We start from the raw sequence: 16,581 nt of genomic DNA, 5'->3' as shown, positions 1-16,581 counted from the left end.
GCACTCTCAGAGGTCGGTGAAATCGGCGGCCCGCCGGTTCATGAAGGCACCGTAACCTTCCGCGAATTCGGCCCCGGTCAGGCAGCGGGCCTGATCGTCGGCCTCGCGCACCAGTTCGGCGGCCAGGGTGGCGCTCGGGGCTTCCAGCCGCCGGTTCATGCGCCGAAGCGCGTCGCGCGGCAGCTGGGCGAGGGCGGCCGCCCGCTCGATCGCCCGCGCCATCACGGCATCGTCCGCCGTCACCTCGTCGGCCAGGCCCAGGCGGTGGGCCTCGGCCCCGTCGAGCGGCCCGCCGCCGGTCAGCAGGCGCCGCGCCGCCGGCAGGCCGACCCGCCGGGGCAGGGTCAGCATCTGCCCCCAGTCGGGCGTCAGGCCCAGTTTCAGGAAGGGGAACAGGATGCGGGTTCCCGTCCCGACGATGATCTCGTCGCCGAGCAGGGCAAGGCCAATCGCGCCGCCGGCACCGACCCCCTCGATGGCGCTGACCACGGCGCAGGGCGCCTCGGCGATCAGGCGGCAGAGGTTGTGGATATGGGCCATGCGTTCCCGCGCCGCCGCCTCGTCCAGCCCGGCCATGCTGGGCAGGTCGCCCCCGGCCGAGAACACGCCGCCGGTGCCGCCGAGCACCAGGGCGCGCACCCCGGGATCGGCGGCAAGCTCCCGCAGCGCATCGGTCATCGCCTGGCGCACGGCGTGATCGATGGCGTTGCGCTTGTCCGGCCGGTTGATCAGCAGGCGCGCGACCCGGGGCGCCGGCCGGTCGAGGGTGATCACCGCCGCGGCCACGGTCAAGCCCCCTCCAGCCCGACGATGGAGACCGAGCAGACATTCTGCGACGGCTGGCCGCCCAGGTTGTGGGTCAGGCCGATGCGGGGCCCGGGCAATTGCCGCGCCCCGGCCCGGCCCAGCAATTGGAGATACATTTCATAGAGCATGCGGATGCCGCTGGCGCCGATCGGATGGCCGAAGCATTTCAGGCCGCCGTCGATCTGGCAGGGCACCGCGCCGTCGGCATCGAAGACCCCGTCGAGAACGTCGCGCACCGCCTGCCCCGGCTCCGACAGGCCGAGGTCTTCCATGGTCACCAGTTCGGTGATCGAGAAGCAATCGTGCACCTCGGTCATGCTGATGTCGCGGCGGGGGTCGGCGATCCCGGCCTCGGCATAGGCGCGGCGGGCGGCGACCCGGGCGGTATGGACATAGCTGCCGTCCCATTCGCTGCCCTGCATCTCCCAGCCGTTGGAGGCGACGACCTGCAACGCCTTGAAGGTGACGAGATCGGTCTTGCCCAGCGCCCGGGCGAGGTCCGGCCGGGTGACGATCACCGCCGCCGCGCCGTCGGAGACGCCGCAGCAATCGAACAGGCCCAGCGGCTCGGCGATGATCGGCGCCTTCAGCACCTGGTCCTCGGTGATCACATTGCGCAGGTGCGCCTTCGGGTTGCGGGCGCCGTTGGCGTGGCTCTTGACCGAGACATGGGCGATCGCACGCTTGAGCAGAGCGGCGTCGACGCGGTGCCGGCTGCGGTAGGCGGCGGCGAGCTGGGCGAAATTCGCCGGCGCCACCGCGTTCGGATACCATTGCGGGATATAGGTGCCGACGGTCGCGACCGGCAGGCCGCCATAGCCCGTGTCCTTCAGCTTCTCGACCCCGACCGCAAGGGCGATGTCGCAGGCCCCGGCGGCGACGGCATAGACCGCGGCGCGGATCGCCTCCGAACCGCCGGCGCAGAAATTCTCCACCCGGGTGACGCCGATATCCGGCAGGCGCAGGGCGATCGCCAGCGGCGTGCCGCCCCGGCCGGTGCCGACGTCGTCCATATGGGTCGAGAACCAGGCGGCGTCGATCTGTTCCGGGGCGACGCCGGCATCGGCCAGGGCCTCGCCATAGGCTTCGACCATCAGGTCCTCGGGGCTGGCGTTCCAGCGCTCGCCGAAGCGGCTGCAGCCCATGCCGAGAATGGCGACGCGATCCTTGATGCCTGTGGCCATGGCCTTACTCCGCAGCGTGTCGTTCGAGGGGCTGGAGCGGTTGCACCGGCACCGCCTTCCAGAAATAGCGGGTGTAACCGCGCAGATCGTCGATATCCTTGATCCGGAACGCCATCTCGACCCGGGTGCCGGCCTCGATGTCGCCCTTGGCGACATCGGTGAATTCCATCAATATGCGGCCGCCGCCGTCGAAATCGACCTGGCCGTAGGTGTGCGGCGGCGAGCGGTGGAACGACAGATATTCCGCCGACCAACTGAGCACCGTGCCCTGGCGCTCCGCCAGCTTGTACGGCTCCTGAGTGTCGAGGCGGGCGCCGCCCTGGCCCTGGGTCAGGCGCGAGGGCGGGAAATGCACCCGGCCGGTCTCGCGGCAGCGCCCGCCGACCAGGCCGAGGATGGCCGCGCGGTGGCGATAGGCGGTGGTCAGCGCCGTCTTCCGGTCCTGTTCCCCGCGCATCCCGCGTTCCAGCGCCAATTGCCCCTTGAAGGACAGGAATTTGGTATAGTTCCGCTCGGCGACGCCCCGGGCCAGCCAGCCCGCGACGCCCCGGACCGGCCGGAACGACGTGATCGCCTCGGTCACGCGGAAGACCACGGCTTCCGCGCCGCTGCCGAACTGGGCGGCGACGATCACCGCACCCGGCTTCGCCCGTTCGAGGACATGGGCGAGCAGCAGCAGGACATGGCCGGTGCCGGTATCGCCGATCCGGTCCAGCAGGGCGTCGGTCACCGCCGCCGCCGGCACGCCGCAGCGCGCCGCGACCTGTTCGTCCGCCTTGCGGAACACGGTCGGGAAGATGAAATGGTCGACGGCAGCGGCCGCGACCCCGGCGCGGGCCAAGGCCGCCGTCACCGCCCGCGGCACCAGTTGGCCGATGCCCTCGTCGCGGATCCAGCGTTCTTCCCAGGCATAGTCGGTCTCGCGCCCGGCCTCGCGGAAATGGTCGACGAAATCGGCCGTCACCGTCGCCGCCCCCAGGCATTCCGCCAGCACGTCGCCGTCGCCGAGCAGCAGCGCCCCGGCCCCGTCGCCGAAATCGAGTTCCTGGGGGCTGGCGGCGGTGGCCCGGCGCTCGTCGGCGCCGAGGACGAGGGCGTGCCCGCCCTCCGCCCGCACCCGGGCGAGGCCCTGGGCCAGGGCCGACAGCCCGGCGCGCTGGGTGCCGCCGATATCCGTCGCCGCGGTTTCGGGCGCCAGCGTCAGGGCTTCGCAGACGATGCCGGCATTCAGCCGTTCGGCGAAGGGCAGCGTGCAGGAGGCGAGGAACACCGCCCCGACATGGCGCCGGTCCTCGCCCGGGCCGAGGCAGTCGCGGGCGGCGGCGACCGCCATGGTGAGACTATCCTCATCCCAATTGGCCAGGGCCCGGCTGCCCTTGGCCCGGGCGGCCAGATTGGGGGCATACCAGGCATTGGCCTCGGCCACCGCGCGGCGTTCCAGGCGCAGGCGCGGGATGTAACCCCCATAGGCAATGATCCCAACCATCTTCAGTCCTCGTCCTTGTCGAAATGGGCCGCCAGGAAATCGCCGATCGCCGCGATCGCCGCCCGCGCCTCGGGCAGGTCGCGGGGGAATTGCTGGAAGACATGGATCATGTCGGGATAGACCTGCAATTCGGCCGCCACCCCCGCCGCCTGCGCCCGTTCGGCGAAGGCGACGGAATCGCTCAGCACCGTCTCGCGGTCGCCGACCTGCAACAGCAGGGGCGGCAGGCCGCGCGGATCGGCGAACAGGGGCGAGGCCAGAGGATCCATCGGATCGCCGTCCTCGCCCAGATATTGCGCCGCCATGGCCTGGATCATCGGGCGCTGGTGGATGGGATCGGCGGCGCTGCGGGTCCGATAGCTCTCGCCCGATGCCGTCAGGTCGGTCCAGACCGAGAGCAGCGCCGCCGCCGCCGGCAGCGCCTGCCCCTTGCCCCGGAGGGCGAGCAAGGTCGAAAGCGCAAGGCCGCCGCCCGCCGAATCCCCGGCGAACGCCAGCCGCCCGGGCGCGAAGCCGGCCGCGCGCAGCCAGCCATAGGCCGCGACCGCATCCTCGAGGGCGGCGGGAAAGCGGTGCTCCGGCGCCAGCCGGTAGGCGAGGCCGAGCACGGCGCAGCCGGCGGCGGCCGAGATTGCCGCCATCAATTCCCGATGCGACAGGGGCGAGCCGACCTGAAATCCCCCGCCGTGCAGGTAGAGGACGGCCCGGTCGCGCCGCGTGCCGGGGGCACGCATCCATTCCGCCGCCAGGGGACCGACGGCGACCGGCTCGACCGCCACCCCCGCCGGGGTATGGCCGAACAGGCCGTCCCAATCCGCGCGCATGCGGGCGACCGGGGTCGAACGCCGCCAGCCGCCGTAGACGGCCTTGACCCGGGCGGTCACCGCATCGACGGGCCGGGTTCCATCGCTCGCTGCCGTCATCCCCCGCACCCCATGCCGCCCGAGACGCCGATGGTCTCGCCGGTGATGAAGCCGGCCGCCTCGCCGGCCAGGAAGCCGACCAGGGCGGCGACTTCCGCCGGCGTGCCCAGGCGCCCGACCAGGGTCGCCGCCGTCATCGCCCGCAGCAGTTTGTCCCCGCCCGCGGCGACCGCCGCTTGCAGCAGGGGCGTGTCCACCGGCCCGGGCAGCACGGCATTGGCGGTAATGCCCCGGGTGCCGTTTTCCCGCGCGATCGATTTGGTGAAGGCGATCACCCCGCCCTTGGCGGCGGCATAGACTGCCCCCCCGCGGGAGCCGAGGCGCCCCGCCTCGGAAGCGATGTTGACGATGCGGCCGAAGCCGCGCGCCTGCATCGCCGGCAGCACCGCATGGGTGGCGGCAAAGACCGCGAACAGGTTGACCGCCATCAATTGCTGCCAGTCCGCTGCCGTGGTCTGGGTGAAGAAGGCGTGCTGGTCCTTGCCGGCATTGTTCACCAGGATGTCGAAGGGGCCGGTTTCGGCGACCGCCGCCGCCACCCGCGCGGCATCGGTAACATCCAGGGTGACGGCGCTGCCGCCGGTCGCCCCGGCCACCGCCGCCGCCGCCGCGCCGTCGATATCGGCAACGACGACAGCGGCGCCGAGTGCCGCAAGCTGGCGGCAGACCGCCGCGCCGATGCCCTGGCCGCCGCCGGTGACCAGGGCCCGCCGCCCCTGAAGGGATTGGGTCACAACCATCTCACCGCCCCGTGAAGCGGGGCGCGCGTTTCTCGATCACCGCGCGCAAGCCTTCCCGGGCATCCGCAAGGCCCGACAATTGGGCCTGGGTGGCGTTTTCGACCGGCATCACCGCTTCGATGCCCTGGCCGATCCCGCTCCACATCAGGCGCTTGGCCGCGGCCTGGGCGGCGGGGGCGCCGCGCGCCAGCCGGCGGGCAAGGTCCAGCGCCTCATCGAGCAGGCGGTCGTCGGGCACCACCCGGTTGATCAGCCCGAGATCCCGCGCCGCCGCCGCGGTCAGCGGCTCGTTCAGCAGGACGATCTCCATCGCCCGGCGGAAGCCGACGATCTGGGTTAAGCTCGACGTCACCCCGGCGTCGGGCACCATGGCGACGCGGGTCGCGCCGGCCATGAAGCTGGCGCCCTCGCCGGCGACGACGAGATCGGACGAACAGACCAGCCCCAAGCCGCCGCCGCCCGCGGCATAGCCCTGCACGGCGGCGACGACCGGCGCCTCCAGCCGGATCAGCAGGCCGGCCACGGTCTGCAGGCGGGCGGTCGCGACCCGGATCAGGTCGGGCAGGGCCTCGCCCTGGTCGAGGAAGACGTGGACATCGCCGCCGGCGCAGAAATTCCGGCCCTCGCCGGTCAACAGCACGGCGCGCACCCGCCGGTCGCCGTGCAGGCGCAGCAGGGCCGCCTCCAGCGCCATCAGCATCTCGAGGTTCAGGCCGTTGGCCGCCGCCGGCCGGTTCAGCCGCAGGTGGGCGACACCGTCGTCGTAGAGACCGGCAAGGACCGGTCCTTCCGCCACGATCGGCACCGGCGCGGCCTCGATTGCGCTTGCCATGACATTCCCCTTCCGTCTTGCCGGGGCCAGAAGAATGCCGGCGCGGCGACCCGGCCCCCGTCCAAAGTACGGCCCCGCCGCCGGGCCGAAGCCGGATGAAGAAGGGGTCGGGGCGTTGCCCGCCCCATCCCCTTGCCAGCGAGGAGCGCATGAGCACCATCGAAAGCCCCCCCTTTGACGCGGTCGTGATCGGCGCCGGCGCCGGCGGCATGAGCGCCGCCGCCCGCCTGGTCGCGGACCGGCGCAAGGTCCTGCTGATCGACAGCCTGAACCGCCTGGGCGGCCGCGCCGGCAGCGAGGTGATCGACGGCTTCACCGTGAATATCGGCGCCATCGCGATCGAGAAGGGCAGCACCTTCGAGGAGACTTTCGCCCTGCTCGGCGTGCCGCTCGACGTGCGCGAGCCGCAGCCGGCCACGGTCTTCAGCATCGACGGCAAAATCGTGAACATCAGCAAGGGCGGCTGGGGCATGCTGCTGGGCGGCCTGACCAAGCAGGCGGCGCGGATCGGGGCGAAATTCGCCGACGCCCGCGCCGGCGACCTGCCCGAGGCCAAGCTGAGCACCAAGGAATGGCTGGCGAAATACACCAGGAACGAGACGGTGCACGGCCTGTTCCGCAACCTCTGCGCCGCGATCTTCGCCGCCAATGCGGATGAACTGCCGGCCCGCGCCTTCCTCGTCTATTTCGCGCAGAAGGGCGCCTTCAAGCGCTTCGGCTTCTGCCCGCGCGGCACCCAGGGCCTATGGGACGACCTCGGTGCCGGCATCCGCCGCCACGGCGGCGAGATCTGGCTGGAAACCCGGGCCAAGGGCCTGCGCATCGAAGGCGGCGCCGTCACCGGGGTCGAGGTCGAGCGCGGCGGCGAGGTGCTGACGATCCCGACCCGCGCGGTCATCGGCAACATGGGCCCGCGCGCCGCCCTCGATCTTGCCGGGGCCGAGGCGTTCGGCGCCGGTTACGCCGGCGACGCCCGCCGCCTGCCGCGCCCGGCGGCCAATATCGTGATCAATTTCGCGACCCGCGAACGGCTGGTCGAGGTCCCGGGCCTGATCACCTTCAGCGCCACCCGGCGCCTGTGCAACATCGCGGAACTGTCCGCCATGTGCCCCGAGATGGCGCCGCCCGGCTGGCATCTCCATGTCGCCTATGCGGTGCCGATCCCGGCGCTCGGCGATTTCGACGAACAGACGGAAACCGAGGCGGCCTTGCAGGAACTGCGGGAGAATTTCCCCGGCTTCGCCGATGCCCGGATCCTGTCGATCCGGGTCATGCGCGGGGACTGGCCGGCCCAGCGCTCCTGCGCCGGCTACGACATGCCGCAGGAAACCCCGCTGGCCAATTTCTGGCACGTCGGCGATGCGGTGAAGGAATACGGCGACGGCGGCACCCAGGCCTGCGCCGTCACCGGCCAGCGCGCCGCCGCGCTCGCCGCCGCCTGGCTCGACGGCCGCCGCGCGCCCCAGGCCGCGCAGTAACACGACAGCGCCCCGCGGGCCGATCCCGCGGGGCAGAAGCCCGGCCCGGAAGGCGCCGGCACGCCCGCCGCCAGGCCGCGGGCAAAGCGCCGGCCGCCCCACCCCGCGCGCGCTCATCCGCGGCCGGCCGCCGGCCCCTGCTCCCGATCCCTTCTTTGCGCTCACCCGGACGGCACCCCGGGGCGCCTTCGCGCGCCTGCCGTGGTGCAACAACTTTTTCGCGATTAAATGCGCGTATAACGATTGCAATCAATGGGATTATCAATAACCATAAATATACTTTCAAGACGTCCAAACCATTCAAAACAATCAGGACGATTCTTATGACCTCCCCATCGTCTCGCCACCACCACCTGAAGACGCGGGCATTCAAGGGCTTTTTCCAAGCCAATGCCCATGTCGACCTGCTGACCTTCGACTTCCTCGACGACGAGGCGGTCGCCGCCCTGGACTGGTCGGCCACGGAGGACCGGGGGGCCGCACGGGAAACGCTGATGACCCATCAGCGCCTGCTTCGCCTTCACCCGGAAACCCGCGTCGCCGGCGGCCTCGTCGCCCGCGGTTTCAACTCGGCGCAGCATATCGCCGCCCTGCCCGAGAGCCGCTTCGTGGCCGAGCACGGCGACCTGTTCGGCTCGCCCGAAAAGGCGCGCCGGGCCCATGCCAAGGCCCGCACCGTGCGCGGCCAGGTTACCCATCTCTGGGCCAATATCCATGGCGTCGTCGCATCGAAACACGCCCGCGCCATCCGCTCGCTGCCCCTGCCGGATGCGGTCGCCGGCTATTTCGAGAGCCTGCCCAATTACATCGAATTGTTCGGCCCGCTCGACTATTGCAGCTGCGCGCATTGCCGGTCGATCTTCGGCCCGGCGGCCTATTTCGTCGACCTGATGCGGATCATCCAAAGTTACGTCACCGATCCGAACGCGGCCACGATCCCCGCCCCCCTCCTGCTCAAGAGCCGGCGCAAGGGCCTGTTCGACCTGGAACTGACCTGTGCCAATACCAACGATCCGGTGCCCTACATCCAGATCGTCAACGAAGTGCTGGCCGACCGGGCGGCGCAGGAACTGAACAGCGACGACGTCTTCCTCGACCTTGCCAATGCGATCTACCCGTTCAACCTGCCCTATAATCTTCCGCTCGAACAGGTGCGCGGCTATCTGGGCGCGCTCGGCACGTCGCTCCAGGCGTTCGACACCCTGTTCCGGCCGCCCTGCCCGCTGGACTTCACGCTCCGGCCCGAGAGCGCCGCCGCAGCGCTCGACCTCTCCCCCGAGCGCTGGTCGATGGTGACCACGCCGGTCACGGACCCGGCCCGGCAGAAGCAGCTCTACGGCCTCGTCAAGGAAGACCTGGCGGCGCTGTCGGCCGAGGGGATCTTCGTGCTCCAGACCGGCCTGACGCGGGAGGCGCTGGTCCGGCTCCTCGCCGGCGATCTCGGCCCGGCCGAACTCGACGCCGGCCTCGCCCATGATTTCTTCATCAACCGGCCTCTGCCCGCGGGCCAGGCGGTCTCGCTCGTGGTCGGGACGGACGGCACGCGGACGGTCTCCAACCTCACCGATGGGACGCGGGACCGCATCAACCGCTTCGTCCGCCTCGCCCGCTGGAGCGGCATCGATTTCGTCGACCTGAACCGCCTGCTCGCCGCGCTCGGCCGGACCGAGATCGACGGCCCGGCCCTGGTCGATCTCGCGGAAGCCCGGCAGGTGCTTGGCGCCTACAAGCTGACGGCAAAGGCCGCCGCCGCCTTCTGGTCCGACATGCCGACCACCGGCACGGGCGACGGCCGCTACCCGGAAGACCTGTTCGACCAGGTCTACAACGCCCCCGCCGTCCTCAAGGGCCAGCCGCCCTATCACCCCGTCTATCCGCCCAATCCGCTCTACCGCGACCCGGTCGAGACCTGGACCATCGACGACGAGGAGCGCCCCGCCGGCGGCTTCGGCCGCAGCCGGCTGATGGCCGCCCTCGGCCTCAGCGACGACCAGCTGACCGCGCTCGGCACCGCCCTGTTCGGACAGGGCGCCACCGTCGCCCTCGACGTGCCGAACCTGTCGCGGCTCTACCGCACGGTTCTCCTGCTGCGCACGCTGAAACTGTCCTATGCCGATTGGCAGACGCTGCTGGCGCTGCTCGGCATCGATGCGGCGGCGGCGGCGTTCAAGCCGCCGGCGCTGCTGCGCCTGCGCGCCACCTGCGAGTGGCTGGCGAAGCAGCGCCTGACCGTGGCCGAGGTCGCCTATATGCTTCAGGGCACGCCGGCGAAGGGCCTGACCCCGCCGGCGCTGACCCATGCCCAGATGCGGGCGCTGTGGATGCTGGCCCAGCCCGGCCTGCTGACCCCGGCCGCCTTCACCGCCGACCAGATCACCGAGGAACGCTCGCGGGAAATCTACGCCCTGCTGCTCGGCCGCACCGACCCGCCGCTGCTCGCCTCGGTCGCCGAAGCCTATGCCACGGTGTTCGAGAAAATCGGCACCGGCGACGTCGCGATCGTGCTCCGGCTCGTCGAGACCGCCGACCTCGCCTTCCTGAAGGCCGACGGCTTCACGGACGCCGAGATCGCCGCCGTCCGCGAGGTCCTGGACCAGGCCTATGCGGCCCAATATACGCTGCTGGCGGCGCAATTCGCCTCCCAGCTCGGCACCACCCCCGAGGTCCTGGACGGGCTGGCGGCCTATTTCGCCGCCGCCGGCATCGCCGTCGCGGCGACGATCGCCGCCTTCCTGACCCCGGTCCCGGCCGATCCGGCCTTCCAGACCCTGGTCGATGCCTATGCAGCACTCGCCCGCGGCGCCGCCACCGCCCGCCGCCTCGACCTCGACGGCGCCTTCGTTGCGGCGGTGGCCTCCATGCCGGCCGTCTTCGGGCTCGGCGACCTGCTCGCCCCAAGCCTTGGCGGCATCGTCGCGGTCCAGGACTTCAAGGCCCTGGAAGACGGTTTCGACACCACCCAGGCCGATCTGCTCGACTATTTCGCCCTACCCCCCGACAGCACCTGCGCCGACGGCGGGAAAGCCGCCGCGCTGTCCGCCCTGTCCGGCTGGCCCCAGGCCCAGATCTGCCAGATCGCGGGCAATATCGGGCAAGCCGCCACCCTCTACGACACGGTCGCCGGGGTGGCGCGGCTGAACGCGGTTTTCGCCCTTCTCGACAAGACCGGGACCGACGCCTTCTTCGCCCAGGACCTGTTGGCGCTCGGGGACCTCGCCGCCACCGCGGCCAATTGGCCGACCTATGTCGATACCGCCCGCGCCCTGGTCTCGGTCGCCGGGGCCAAGCTCGGCGACCGTTTCGATGAGGTGAACAAAAGCGTTACCGGCCAGGTGCAGGAAGCGACGCGCGACGCCCTCGAAGGGCTGGTGCTGTGGCAGCTGCGCCAGTCCTTTCCCACCTTCACCTCGCCGCGGCAACTCTACGAGTTCCTGCTGATCGACGTCGAGATGGGCAGTTGCGCCGAAATCTCCTACATCGCCGAAGGGCTGAACGCCCTTCAGCTCTATCTCCAGCGTACCCGCCTGGGGCTCGAGGACGGCGTCGACACGCTGCCGATCCCGAATGTCTGGTGGGAATGGATGCTGAACTACCGGGTATGGGAAGCCAACCGCAAGATCTTCGTCTACCCCGAGAACTATCTGGTGCCCTCGATCCGCCAGTCGCGGACGGGACTGTTCCGGTCGCTTCAGGATACGCTGCAGCAAAGCGACCTCAACGACGACATGGTCGAACAGGCCTTTCTGCAATATCTCGAAGCCTTCGACCAACTGACCACCCTGACCTATGTCGACGCCTTCCAGGGCGTGGTCGAGGATGGCGAGCGGGCGGCGGTCGAGACCTCGTTCCTCTTCGCCCGAACGCGCGAGGAACCCTATACCTACTATTACAATACGAAGGAAAAGGATGCCGCCTGGGGCGAATGGCAGAAGATCGACCTGGCCATCCCCTCGCGCTTCATCACCCCCGTCTTCGCCTTCAGCCGGCTGTTCATCTTCTGGGTCGAACTGACCCCGACCTTCAGTTCGGAAATCACCACCGACGGCGACAAGGGCACGAGGTCCGAGAACAAGGCGGTCTATCAGGCGGCGATCCGCTATTCCTTCTACAGCGTCGCCAAATCATGGGCGGCACCCCAGAGCCTGGGGCCAGAGCAGGTGGTCTACGTCGATCCCTCGACCACGCCCTTCGACGATTCGTCGGGCTACCAGCTCTTCGCCATGAACAATCTCTATTGGCACAAGGTGAACGCCCTGCGTATCACCGGCGACAATCTGACGGGCAAGCCCAAGGGCACTTCGGCCTCGGAGAAGATCGTCGTCCTCTACGGTCCCTTCATCGACAACAATGTCGCCGGCGTGCCGCTGCCCCAGATCGACCCGCCGCCGCCTTCGCTGGCCAGCGAGAACGGCGCGCGTTACGCCTTCGAACTCAATATCTACGACAGGACCGTAGAGGTGAACCAGGCGGTCGCGGGCAGGACACGCGGCTCGATCTCGATGACCGAGGCGAAGGTGCTGAACTCGGACCTGAACAGCGATTTCGTCATGCGCAGCACCGAGTTCCTGCTGCTGGCCACCAATGCCGCGGCCGGCATTCCGCCGGCGATCTCGCCCAAGCTGGACGTCGCCCTGGCGACCCTCAACGTCGACAAGACCCTCGACGTGCTGCGGACCAATTACTATGGCGACTACACCTCGAACATCAGCTATGCCCGCCAGCCGCAGACGGTGGGCAGCGGCGATTTCGTCTCCCCCGGGATCGACGCCGCGCAATCGCGCACCGTCTTCAACGACCTCGTGTTCAACGGCGTCATCGAGGCCGACGGCACGGTGCCGCCGGGCTTCTCGCTCAACACCAACCTGTCCTTCCTGTTCGGCGGCGCCCCCGCCGCCCAGAAGGCGATCCTGATCCCGGTCGTGCAGGACATCCTGTTCACGCTCCGGGCCGAAGGCAAACGGGCGACCGATGCCGCCTTCGTGCTGCCGGCGATCGATGCCGGCCAATCCGCCACCGTGCTGAACGGCCTGAAGGCGAACGGCGTGGTCGGCGACGACGGCTTCGTCAGCGAGAGCTTCACCTCCGCCACCAACCTCGGCTTCCTGTTCTCCGGCGCGCCGCAGGACCAGAAATCGCTGCTGATCGGCCAGGTGCGGCGGGTCCTGTTCCTGCACATGGGCGATCCGGTCCTCCTTGCCGGCACCGCGCGCGACATCGCGCGTACCATCATGGTGAAGAACCAGCCGTGCGAGTTCATCTTCAACAACGGCGACGAAGCCTTCATGGTCGCGCCCGAAACCCTGCGCCTGCCCCTGATCAGCACCTGGACCCGGATTTCGGACATTTCGACCGAACCGCAGGTCTTCGATTATTCCTTCGTCACGGCGAACATCGACCTCGCCACCTCGAAAAGCGCCTTCGAACAGTTGAAGAGTGCCGGCCTGGTCTCGGCGGACGGCACGCTGTCGCCCGACTTCAGCGCGCTGACCGACATGAGCTTCCTGTTCCCCGGCACGCCGGAACCCCGGCGGTCCCTGCAAACCGCCGAGGTCAGGGCGAAACTGCTGAACCTGCCATCGATCACCGCCTTCCGCTACTACTTCGAGCGCGAGGACCTGGTGCTGACGCCCACGTCCTTCATCGGCCCGGGGATCGATGCCGCCGCCTCGGCCGAGACCTTCAGCCAGTTGCAGGACGAAGGCATCATCGACGACGGCGGCATCATCAGCCCGCGCTTTTCGGCGACCACCGATCTCTCCTTCCTGTTCCCCGACCAGGACCCGGGCACGCGGGCGGAACTGACCGAGGAAGTCCGCGCCATCCTGCTCGACTATTACGCCGCCACCTGGCAGCGCGACATCCACGACCTGAAATTCCGCTTCACCCGCCTGACCACCGGCGCCACCTCGCGGCTTTCGGCCCGGCTGTTCTCGGGCGGGATCGACCGCCTGCTGGCCCTCGCCTCGCAGCAGATCCCGGTGGTGCCGCTGCTGCCCTTCTCGCGCTACGCGCCGACGCGCCGGGTCATCGGGCCGACCCAGTTCGACGGCGCCCAGGTCGATTTCAACGGCCCCTACGGCCTCTATTACTGGGAATTGTTCTTCTTCACGCCGCAACTCGTCGCGTCCAGCCTGCTGGCCGAGCGGCGCTTCGACGAGTCGCTGTCCTGGTACCAATATATCTTCGACCCGACCAGCCGGGAGGCGCCGCTCTCGGCCGAATCCTTCGTAACCCCCGACATTTCGGAACAGGATTCGACCACCGCCTATGCGCAATTGCGCGAGAACGGCGTCATCGAGGCCGACGGCCGGGTTTCCCCGGATTTCGGCGCCGACAGCTACCTCGGCTTCCTCTGGCCCGAGATCCCGGACGACGAGCAGAAGGCGCTGATGGTCCGCGAGGTGCGGAACGTCCTCCTGAACTATCAGTTGAGCCGGCCCGCGGCGAAATACTGGCAGTTCCAGCCCTTCCGCAACCACACCCTCGACAGCCTGCAGCAGATCCTGTCGGACGAGGCACAGATCTATCTCTACAACAACGACCCCTTCGATCCCTATGCGATCGCCCGCCTGCGCATCGGCGCCTTCGAGAAGGCGACGCTCATGGGCTATCTCGACACGCTGATCGCCTGGGGCGACGCCATGTTCGCCCAATATACCTGGGAGGGGCTGACGGCTGCGATGATGCTGTACGACTATGCCTACAACCTGCTGGGCGAGAAGCCGGTCGACCTCGGCCCCTGCCCGACGCCGCCGCCCGCGACCTTCCAGCAGATCCTCGACAAATACGAGGACCTGCCGGGTGGCATCCCGCAATTCCTGATCTATCTCGAGAATACGCTGCCGGCGAGCGGCCTGGTGGCGCCGGACCTCGACGGCAAGCCCTTCACCGATATCGAGCCCTATTTCTGCGTGCCCGAGAACGAGAAACTTCTCTCCTATTGGGATGTGATCGACGACCGGCTGTACAAGCTCCGCCATTGCCTGGACCTCGACGGCAAGCCGCTGAAACTGCCCCTGTTCGCGCCGCCGATCGATCCCCTGGCCCTGGTCCGCGCCGCCACCGCCGGGCAATCCAGCGCCACCGTCGTCGCCCAGTCGCAGCCGTCGATCCCGCCCTATCGGTTCACCACCCTGGTGAACCATGCGCGGACCTTGATCGCCACCGTCGAGACCCTGGGCGACGCCCTGCACAATGCCCTCGCCTCCCGCGATGCCGAAGCCCTGGCGCGGTTGCAGAACACCCACGAGCTGACGCTTCTCAACCAGACCACGCGGGTCAAGGAACAGGGGGTCGAAACCGCCCGCCTGACCCTCGAACGGCTCCAGGCCAGCCAGGCGGCGTTGCAGGTCGATGCCGATTACTATGACGGCCTGCTGTCCGCCGGCCTGCTGCCGGGCGAACAGGCGCAGATCGCCCTGGCCGTCACCGCGACGGTCCTGAACAGCACCTCGTCGGTGCTCGAGACGGCAAGCGCCCTCGCCCACCTGCAACCCGACGTCGGCTCGCCCTTCGCCATGACCTGGGGCGGGACCCAGGTCGGCGCCAATCTCAGCAAGCTGGCCGCCTTCTTCGGCGTGCTCGGCAAGATTTCCGAACTGTCCGCCGGGATCAGCGAGACCGCCGCCGGCTTCGCCCGCCGCAGCGCGGAATGGCAATATCAGTCCGACAAGGCGGCCGCCGAACTGGCCGGCATCGAAAAGGAGATCGGCGCAGCGCAGATCTCCCTCGATATCGCCGGGCGGGAGTTGGACATCCACCGGACCACGGTCAGCCAGACCAAGGAAATCCAGGATTTCCTGAAGTCGAAATTCGACTCGACCGAGCTTTATTCCTGGATGTCGGGCCGCCTCTCGACGCTCTATTTCCAGGCCTACAAGCTCGCCCTGGATGCGGCCCTGGCAGCGCAGAGCGCCTATGGTTACGAGCTGAACCGCAGCGACAGCTTCGTGAACTTCGACTATTGGGACAGCCTGCATCACGGCCTGCTGGCCGGCCAGGGCCTGGAGAGCGCCGTCAACCAGATGGAACGCGCCTATCTGCAGAACAACACCAGAAGGCTCGAAATCCGCAAGACCGTGTCCCTGGCCCGGCTGTCGCCGACCGAGCTCTACCGGCTTCAGACCACGGGCGAATGCACGATCACGCTCGGCGAGGCGCTCTACGACCTCGACTTCCCGGGCCAGTACAACCGCCAGATCCGCGCGGTCGGCCTCGCCTTGCTCGGCAGCGGCGGCGAGCAGGTCGCCAACGCCAATGTGGAACTGACCCAGATCCGCAACGACCTCGTGCTCGCCCCGAGCGAGGATGCGGTCGCCTATCTGCTCGGCGCGGCCGGCGACGACGCGCCGCTGACGGTGCGCCAGAACTGGCAGTCGCGCCAGCAGATCGCCCTGTCGAACACGGAAAACCCCTGGGGCACGCTCGACGACTATGTGAATTTCGCCGACGAGCGCTACCTGCCCTTCGAGGGTACCGGCGCGGTCTCGGTCTGGCGCTGCACCGTGCCGCAGAAGACGAACGGCTTCGCCATCGGCGCGATCACCGACGTGGTCCTGACCATCGCCTATACGGCGCTTCAGGGCGGCGACGCCTTCCGCCAGAAGGTGGAGGCGCTGATCGCCCGGGAGAATTTCCGCTGCGGCGCCGGCCTCGCCCTGGCCGACGCCTTCCCCGACGCCTGGGAAACCTTCCTCGAGCCGGAGGAAGGGGCTGAAACCCAGGAGATCGCCTTCCCCATCGCGGCCGGCGATTTCCCGCGGAACCAGTCCGGCCTGAAGCTGGCCGCGGTCGACCTGCAGCTCGACGTGCCGGCGAATGTCGTCCTCTCGCCCGATGCCGACTACCTGAGCCTGGTCGTCGCGGCCGGGGCGGCGGCATCGGTAACGTTGCACGGCCGGATCGGCAGCGTCGATTTCGCCGACCTGCCCGCCGCGAATTTCACCGGCGACTGGAGCATCGTCTTCGACCTGCGCAAGCTCGCGGCCTATCCGGAATCGAGCGTCCTGCTCGGCGCGGACGGCTGCCTCAATGCCGAGATCCTGCACAACATCCGCATCGTCATCAATTACACCGCATCGATGTTCTCGAACGCCTAGAACAAGCGGCCGTCCGCGTCGACCGCAATCCCA

8 protein-coding genes are annotated in these 16,581 nt (G+C 69.0%); 2 read left to right on the top strand and 6 right to left on the bottom strand.

All coding sequences use genetic code 11. The annotated features are described in order from the left end of the window. Nucleotides 1-6: 6 nt before the first annotated feature. From DKG75_RS08430 to DKG75_RS08405, 6 genes are read right to left on the bottom strand one after another with little or no spacing between them, the layout of a single operon-like run. Entirely contained in the window at nucleotides 7-786 is a 780-nt protein-coding gene (locus tag DKG75_RS08430) for an enoyl-CoA hydratase/isomerase family protein (protein WP_243746485.1), read from the bottom strand. 2 nt (nucleotides 787-788) lie between these two features. Next, on the bottom strand, nucleotides 789-1,991 hold the full coding sequence (locus DKG75_RS08425) for an acetyl-CoA acetyltransferase (protein WP_109920639.1): 1,203 nt from the start codon (nucleotides 1,989-1,991) through the stop codon (nucleotides 789-791). A gap of 4 nt (nucleotides 1,992-1,995) precedes the next feature. Beyond that, complete coding sequence (locus tag DKG75_RS08420; RefSeq protein ID WP_109920638.1) at nucleotides 1,996-3,477, bottom strand: OB-fold domain-containing protein; 1,482 nt, start codon at nucleotides 3,475-3,477, stop codon at nucleotides 1,996-1,998. 2 nt (nucleotides 3,478-3,479) lie between these two features. After that, nucleotides 3,480-4,400 (bottom strand): alpha/beta hydrolase, encoded by a 921-nt coding sequence (locus DKG75_RS08415; protein WP_109920637.1) that lies wholly within the window; start codon nucleotides 4,398-4,400, stop codon nucleotides 3,480-3,482. Then, nucleotides 4,397-5,134 carry an SDR family NAD(P)-dependent oxidoreductase gene (locus DKG75_RS08410; RefSeq protein WP_208111986.1) on the bottom strand — a complete coding sequence of 246 codons (738 nt, stop codon included), beginning with the start codon at nucleotides 5,132-5,134 and terminating at the stop codon, nucleotides 4,397-4,399. Before DKG75_RS08410 ends, DKG75_RS08415 begins: the two co-directional genes overlap by 4 nt. Nucleotides 5,135-5,141: 7 nt before the next feature. Next, nucleotides 5,142-5,972: an enoyl-CoA hydratase/isomerase family protein gene (locus DKG75_RS08405; protein ID WP_109920635.1), complete on the bottom strand. Its 831-nt coding sequence runs from the start codon at nucleotides 5,970-5,972 to the stop codon at nucleotides 5,142-5,144. A 149-nt stretch (nucleotides 5,973-6,121) separates the two neighbouring features. Between DKG75_RS08405 and DKG75_RS08400 the strand changes: the two genes are divergently transcribed. Together DKG75_RS08400 and DKG75_RS08395 are read left to right on the top strand one after the other, a co-directional pair. Further along, nucleotides 6,122-7,450, top strand: coding sequence for a phytoene desaturase family protein (locus DKG75_RS08400; RefSeq protein WP_166646408.1), 1,329 nt, complete (start codon nucleotides 6,122-6,124; stop codon nucleotides 7,448-7,450). 323 nt (nucleotides 7,451-7,773) lie between these two features. After that, complete coding sequence (locus tag DKG75_RS08395; RefSeq protein WP_109920634.1) at nucleotides 7,774-16,548, top strand: Tc toxin subunit A-related protein; 8,775 nt, start codon at nucleotides 7,774-7,776, stop codon at nucleotides 16,546-16,548. The last annotated feature ends 33 nt before the right edge of the window (nucleotides 16,549-16,581 follow it).

The organism is Zavarzinia compransoris, from assembly GCF_003173055.1.
Lineage (GTDB): Bacteria > Pseudomonadota > Alphaproteobacteria > Zavarziniales > Zavarziniaceae > Zavarzinia > Zavarzinia compransoris.
This window is presented reverse-complemented; position numbering and strand designations above follow the sequence as displayed.

Coding starts and splice junctions, on each gene's coding strand:
- DKG75_RS08415 (WP_109920637.1), bottom strand. CDS start 4,400: ATGACGGCAGCGAGCGATGGAACCCGGCCCGTCGATGCGGTGACCGCC.
- DKG75_RS08420 (WP_109920638.1), bottom strand. CDS start 3,477: ATGGTTGGGATCATTGCCTATGGGGGTTACATCCCGCGCCTGCGCCTG.
- DKG75_RS08425 (WP_109920639.1), bottom strand. CDS start 1,991: ATGGCCACAGGCATCAAGGATCGCGTCGCCATTCTCGGCATGGGCTGC.
- DKG75_RS08405 (WP_109920635.1), bottom strand. CDS start 5,972: ATGGCAAGCGCAATCGAGGCCGCGCCGGTGCCGATCGTGGCGGAAGGA.
- DKG75_RS08395 (WP_109920634.1), top strand. CDS start 7,774: ATGACCTCCCCATCGTCTCGCCACCACCACCTGAAGACGCGGGCATTC.
- DKG75_RS08400 (WP_166646408.1), top strand. CDS start 6,122: ATGAGCACCATCGAAAGCCCCCCCTTTGACGCGGTCGTGATCGGCGCC.